Below are 6,514 nucleotides of genomic sequence, written 5' to 3' on the forward strand. Positions count from 1 at the left end.
TCGCGGGAGCGGATGCCGGTGCCACCGGCCCCGAGGTCAGCGCACCGTGAGGGTGCGGGACGCGGTGACCGGCAGGTACGAGGTCGAGCCCGCGTAGCGGACCGTGACCGCCGAGGTCCGGGTCGCGGGGGGCAGCGTCACGACGAGCCGGCCGTCGACGAGCGTGCGGGTCGCGACGGTCGCGCGGCCCACCTTCACGGTCACGGTGCCGCCGGGGGTCGCGCCCGCGCCGGTCACCTGCACGACGATCGTCGGCCGCGTGCCCTTCGCCACGGTCCACGACGACGCCGCGAGGCTCACCTTCGGCGTCGCGCGCCGGACGGTGACCGTGGCCGCCGACGACGACCCCGCGACGTCGGGCGTGCCCGCGAACACCGCGGTGAGCCGGTGCCGACCCACCGCGAGCGACGCGGGGAGCGTGACCGTAGCGCGGCCCGACTTCCCGGACGTGAGCAGCGTCCCGGTGCCCAGCACCTTCGACCCCTCGCGGACCTGCACGCGGCCCGTGGGCGCGGCGGTCGCACCCGTCACGGTGACCGTGACCTTGACCGGCGTGCCGTAGGTCGGGGTGCTCGCAGCGACGCGTGTCGTCGTGCTCGTCGTCGCCTTGCGGACCGTCACGCGGACGGCCTGCGACGACGAGGGCGCGGCGGTGTCGTCGGACGGCGTGAACCGCGCGACGAGCGCGTGGGTGCCCGCCGCGAGCGCCACGGACGCGGTCGCGGTCCCGGACACCGCCGGGGCGCTCGCGACCGTGCGCGAGCCGTCGAGGAACGTGACCGTCCCGGTGACCGCAGGCGTCACGGTGGCCGTGAGCGTCTGGCGCTGGCCGTAGGCGAGGCCGCCGGTGACCCGGAGCGTCGAGCTGGTCGCGGTCGCGCCGAACACAGCGGCGCGCGTCCCCAGGGAGAGCAGCACCGTCTCGCCGGTCGCGTCGGCGAGCGCGTCGTTGTCGGTGATCGCCCACACCGTGCCGTCGCCGGCGATCGTCAGGCCCTCGAGCTTCTCCTGCGTCCAGCCCGCGGTCGCGCGCAGGTCGGGCAGGACGTCGTGCGCGAGCGACTTCGTCATGACCGCGACCTCGCCGGGTGCGGGGTCGGCCGGGACGTCCACGGTGTAGACGCGCTTCACCGCGGCGTTCGGGCCGTTGAGCTTGTCGCGCTCGATCACCGCGAGCGTGTCGTCGTCGACCGCGACGACCTCCGAGAGCCCCAGCCAGTCGCCGGCCACGCTCGTCGTGCCCAGCGGGTAGGCGAACCACGTCCACGTGCCGTCGGCGGTGTCGTACCGCCCGAGCCGCGCGGTGCCCCCGAGGCCGCCGGGGTCGCTCGTCAGGCCACGCTGCAGCGCGACCCACACGTGCTCACCGTCGGCGTCGTCGGTCGTCGTGACGCCCTCGACGCCCCACTTCGACAGCCCCGCCGCGACGTCGGCCGGCAGGGCGACCCGCTCGACGACCGCGCCGTACGCGTTGGTCCGCACGAGCTCGTTGCCCGCCCCGGCCGCGCCCTCGACGCCGAGCCAGAACCCGCCCGCGCGCCGCGTGGCGACACCCTCGACGTCGAGCGTGAGCCCGACGCCGCGCTCGGTCACCCGCAGCTGGCGGTCGATCACCGCGGGCGTGCCGCTGACGTCGATCGACAGCAGCCGCGTGTCGGCGTACGCCGCGTCGGTGGCGGACCAGAGGCGCTCGTCGTCGCGACGGTCCGCCGCGAGCGCACCCAGCGCGCCCCAGCCGATCGGCGCACCCGCGGCGTCGGCCGAGACGACCGACGGGAACGTCGGCGCCCCGGCCGCGGAGGTGTACCCCTCGCCGCGGCCGTAGACCGTGACCGCCGAGCGGACGTTCACCGCCGCGGAGTCCGTCTCGGAGGAGACGATCAGCAGGTCGCGCGCCGGCACCGGCAGGATGCCCTCGGGGCCGTTCGTCGTGGCCAGGACCTGCTCGAACACCGGGTTGGTCGGGTCGCTCACGTCGTAGGCCGCGACGAAGTTGGAGCGCTCGGAGCCGACGAGCACGTACGGCGTACCGCCGAACGTCGCGACTGCGAGGCCCTCGATCTCCACGCCCTTCTTGGCCGCCCGGTCCTCGGTGTGCAGCCCCACGCGCACCGCCAGGCGCTCGAGCGAGGCACCCGCGTCCCACACGACGTCACCGGTGGTCGTGTCGAACACCGACCAGCCGCGCGTGCCGCCCTTCCAGTCGCCCTCGTTGGCCGTCGCCACGTGCCGCGCATCGAGCCAGCCGATCGCGTCGGGCTCGCGCGGCACCGCGGCGATCGCGCCGGTCTGGTCGATCAGGCCGTCCTTCTTCGTGTCGATGCCCGTCACGGCCTGCGTGCCGGCCGAGAAGACCTTCGTGATCGCGCCCGTCGCGACGTCGACCAGCACGACGCCGTTGTTCTCCTGCAGCGTCACCGCCACCGTCGTGCCCGTCGGGTCGATCGCCACGTACTCCGGCTCGGGGTCCTGCGGCGTGTCGAGCCCCGCGGCTGTGAACGCCGGCAGCGCGGCCCCGCCGTCCGTGAACGGGACCTCGCGCAGGCTCCAGCCCTCGGGGCTCGCCGGGTCCGGCAGGTCGACGAGCTGCAGGAAGCCGCCCGGGAGCTGCGGCAGGTCCCCCTTCGCGCCGCCCGCCGGCTTGGCGTCCTCGTCGCGCTGGTTCTCGATCGCGATCGCGGCGTGGGCCTGGTCGGGCGTCAGCGCGATCGAGTCGGGCTGACCGCCGAGGTCGAGCGTCCGCACCACCTCGTGCGTCGCGAGGTCCACGACGACGAGCGCACCCGACGGGCTCGCGAACGACGTCGAGGTGTCGACGACGACGAGCACGTACCCGCCGACCACGGCGACGCTCGTCGGCTCCGCGTGCGCGCCGACACCCAGGTCGGCCGCGAGGTCGAGCGTGCCGCGCCCCACCGGGTGCGCGGGGTCGGTGATGTCGACGAAGCCGATGCGGCGCGCCAGCGCGTCCGTGTGGACGAAGGTCGTGCCGTCCTGGGAGACCGCGGAGATCTCCGCGACCGTCGCGGCGGCGGCGTCGACGCCCGCCGGGCGGTTGAGGTAGACGGGGTAGGTCGCGAGCCGGTGGAACGCGGAGCCGGGGGTCGGCGCGGTCCAGCCGTCGTCGGACCAGCCGTTCGCCGGGGTGCCGGCCGCGAGTGACGCGGCGGACGTGACGGATGCGGCGGGTCGGACGGGGGCGGCCGACGCGGGGGCGACGGTCAGGCCCGTGACGGCCAGGGCGCCGGTCACGGCGAGCGCCGTGGGTCCGGCGAGCGCGCGGCGGGGGCGTGCGGGCAGCATCAGCTCTCCTCAGGACGGGGTCGCGCCGAACTGTGCCGACCGTGCGTGTCCGGGCACGGAACCGCAGGTGAACGCGTTGCGGCGGGTGCTCGACGAGTCGGTCGGCGAGGCGGTCTCGTCGGACTGCCGCGCCGCCCGGACGCGTGCGCCGAGCCGACCGCAGAGCACGTGACCGAGGCGACCCTGTGCGGTTGGCGGCGTGTCGTGTACTCTCGGACACGCGTTCACGTGGCGGGTCACCCCGTCGCAGCTCTTCGGTTCATCGCATCGAAGCAGGACCGCGAGCCCGGACGGCGACCGCCGTCACCGATTCACCTTGAGATCCATCCACCCCGACGAACGCGCGGGGCGCGAGAGTAGTCAGCATCTTCACCAGTCTTGATCCCCTGTCCCAGACAGGTCCCCGGCCCGCAGCACCGCGCTGGCGCCAGGCCGACGAGGACCTTTGGGTCGCCACCGTCGCGGACGAGTACGCGGGCCTGGCCCAGCGCACCGCCGACGGTCTGCGCATCAGCGACCGCTTCACCCGGTCGCTCGGCGTCGTCGCCACCTGGGCGGCCGCCGACGCGCTCCTGGTCCCGCACCGTGCGACCCGTCCCCACCCGCGTGCTCGCCGAGCCCGCGCCCACAACCGTCCGCGACCCCCTGGGCGCGGCGAGCGAGGTCGCGCCCGCGACCACGCCCCTCGAACGAGAGAAGACATCATGGCCACCGGCACTGTGAAGTGGTTCAACGCTGAGAAGGGCTACGGCTTCATCGCCCCGTCCGACGGCTCCGCCGACGTGTTCGCGCACTACAGCGCGATCCAGTCCTCCGGGTTCCGCTCCCTCGAGGAGAACCAGCAGGTCGAGTTCGACGTTGCTCAGGGCCCCAAGGGCCCGCAGGCGGAGAACATCCGCCCGCTCTGAAGCCAGACTTCTGACGCCGGTCCGCCGGCATCAGCTCGAAGGGGCCGTGCCTCCCGGTACGGCCCCTTCGTCGTCCCCGCACACGCCTGCCCGCCCCCGCAGACGCCCGTGGACGCACGACACCCGCGCTCGCCGACTGCGCGGGCGCGGGTGTGAGGTCGTGCGGGACGGGCGCGACCCGTCGGGTCAGACGCGCCGGAAGCGGGACACCATGTGGCACTCGAACGGGTCACGGGCCGCGAGGCCGACCTCGTTGAGGTACCGCACGACGATCGCGTACGAGCGCAGCAGCGTCGTCTCCGCGTACGGGACGTCGAGCGTGCGGCAGTGCTCGCGCACCAGCAGGCGGGCCTGGGCCAGGTGCGGGCGCGGCATGCTCGGGAACAGGTGGTGCTCGATCTGGTAGTTGAGGCCGCCCATGAGCGACGTCGCCCACCAGCCGCCCCGGACGTTGCGCGAGGTCCGCACCTGCTTGGAGAAGAAGTCGAGCTTGGAGTCGCGGCCGATCACCGGCATGCCCTTGTGGTTGGGGGCGAACGAGGCCCCCATGTACACGCCGAACACCGCGAGCTGCACGCCGACGAACGCGAACGCCATCCCGATCGGCAGCAGCCAGAACACCGGGACCCAGAAGGCGACGAACCGCACGCCGATGAGCACGAGCTCCTGCCAACGCCGGTCGACCTTCTCGCGGCCGAGCAGGTGCTGCAGGCCCAGGCGGTGCAGGTTCAGGCCCTCGAGCGTGAGCAGCGGGAAGAACAGCCAGCCCTGGCGCCGCGTGATGAGCGCCCGCAGGCCGGTCGCGGTGGCCGCGTCCTCCTCGACGAACGAGATCGTGTCGATCTCGATGTCCGGGTCCTTGCCGACCTTGTTCGGGTTGGCGTGGTGCCGGTTGTGCTTGGTCTCCCACCAGGACAGGCTCACGCCGACGACGCCGCACGCGAGGATGCGCGCGAGCCGGTCGTTGGCCTTGCCGCCCGCGAGCACCTGCTTGTGCGCGGCCTCGTGCGTGAGGAACGCGGTCTGCGTGAGCAGGACACCGAGCCCCGCGGCGATCAGCAGCTGGAACCAGCTGTGGCCGAGCAGCAGGAAGCCCGCGAGGGCGCCGACGAACCCGGCGAGCAGCACCGCGCCCACCCCGCCGTAGAACCCGTACGCCCGGCGCAGGAGCCCGCGTTCGCGCACCACGGCTGCGACCTGCGTGTACGCATGCGTGAGGTGCGGGAACGTGGTGTCGCGGGCGACCGTGGGGCGGAAGCCCTCACGCAGCACGGTCGAGGTCACGGGGGGAGTGGTTGTGGCGATGAAGCACCTGCCGGGGTGGTGGGCCCGCCGTGGGCGGGCGTCGTTGCCATGGGCGGGTGCCGATCGCCTGGCCAGAGTACCCCGCGGGCCTGTTCGCGCCAGGGGTGTTCTGCGTGGGTCGTGTGTGGGACCTCGGTCCTAGCCTCGGTGCATGCGCGCAGCCGAGGTCGTCCGCCGCCGGCTCGAGACCCAGCGCCTGCGCGGCCCGCGGGCTCGAGGCGCAGGTCAGGTCGTCGCCGAGCAGCTCGCCGTGCAGGGGCAGGAGCTCCCGGTCGCCCGGTGGTCCCTCGGCCAGCGATGCGCGGACTCGTCGGACCACGACGTGCGGCGCGCGCTCGACGACGGCGCGATCCTGCGCACGCACGCGCTGCGGCCCACGTGGCACCTGCTCACACCCGAGGACCTGCGCTGGGTGCTCGCGCTGACGTCCCCTCGGGTGCACCGGCAGTGCGCGCCGCGGGGCCGCGAGCTCGGGCTCGACGACGAGACGCTCGTGCGCACGGACGTGGCGCTCGCGCGCGTCGTCGAGCGCCTGACGCCGGGCGGGCACCCCACGCGTGCGGAGCTCGGCGTCGCCCTCGCCGCCGAGGGTGTCGAGACGACCCCCGACCGCCTGTCGTTCGTCGTGATGCACGCCGAGCTCGAGGGCATCGTCGTGAGCGGTCGCGCGCGCGGCACCCTGCACACCTACGCGCTGGCCGACGAGCGCGGCGCGTCCCGTCCCCGCGGCGACCTCACGGGCGACGAGGCGCTCAGCGAGCTCGTGCGCCGCTTCCTCGTCGGGCACGGTCCTGCCTCCGTGCGCGACCTCGCGTGGTGGGCCAGCCTCACGCTCACGCAGGTCCGACGAGGCCTCGCGGGTCTCGGCCACGCCGTCGAGCAGCTCACGGTCGAGGAGCACGAGCTGTGGTGGGTGCCGCGAGACCTGGGCGCACCTTCGTCGGGCCCGGGCCCGCGGGTCGACCTCCTGCAGGCGTACGACGAGGTGTACGGCTCGT

The 6,514-nt window shown here is 74.2% G+C and carries 4 protein-coding genes; 2 read left to right on the forward strand and 2 right to left on the reverse strand.

Translation table 11 applies throughout. The features are described from left to right. Positions 1–36: 36 nt before the first annotated feature. Complete coding sequence (locus tag CWIS_RS11845; RefSeq protein WP_048343507.1) at positions 37–3,303, reverse strand: esterase-like activity of phytase family protein; 3,267 nt, start codon at positions 3,301–3,303, stop codon at positions 37–39. A 704-nt stretch (positions 3,304–4,007) separates the two neighbouring features. On the opposite strand from CWIS_RS11845, the gene CWIS_RS11850 reads away from it, so the two are divergent. Then, entirely contained in the window at positions 4,008–4,211 is a 204-nt protein-coding gene (locus tag CWIS_RS11850; RefSeq protein WP_048343508.1) for a cold-shock protein, read from the forward strand. A 186-nt stretch (positions 4,212–4,397) separates the two neighbouring features. On the opposite strand, the gene CWIS_RS11855 is transcribed toward CWIS_RS11850, so the two are convergent. Beyond that, on the reverse strand, positions 4,398–5,495 hold the full coding sequence (locus tag CWIS_RS11855) for an acyl-CoA desaturase (protein WP_229747320.1): 1,098 nt from the start codon (positions 5,493–5,495) through the stop codon (positions 4,398–4,400). A gap of 172 nt (positions 5,496–5,667) precedes the next feature. Here CWIS_RS11855 and CWIS_RS18080 point away from each other — a divergent pair. Continuing rightward, the coding region (locus tag CWIS_RS18080) for a winged helix DNA-binding domain-containing protein (protein WP_082156420.1) at positions 5,668–6,514 on the forward strand (847 nt) is incomplete at its 3' end.

It is taken from the genome of Cellulomonas sp. A375-1 (genome assembly GCF_001040865.1).
Taxonomy (GTDB): Bacteria; Actinomycetota; Actinomycetes; order Actinomycetales; family Cellulomonadaceae; genus Cellulomonas; species Cellulomonas gelida.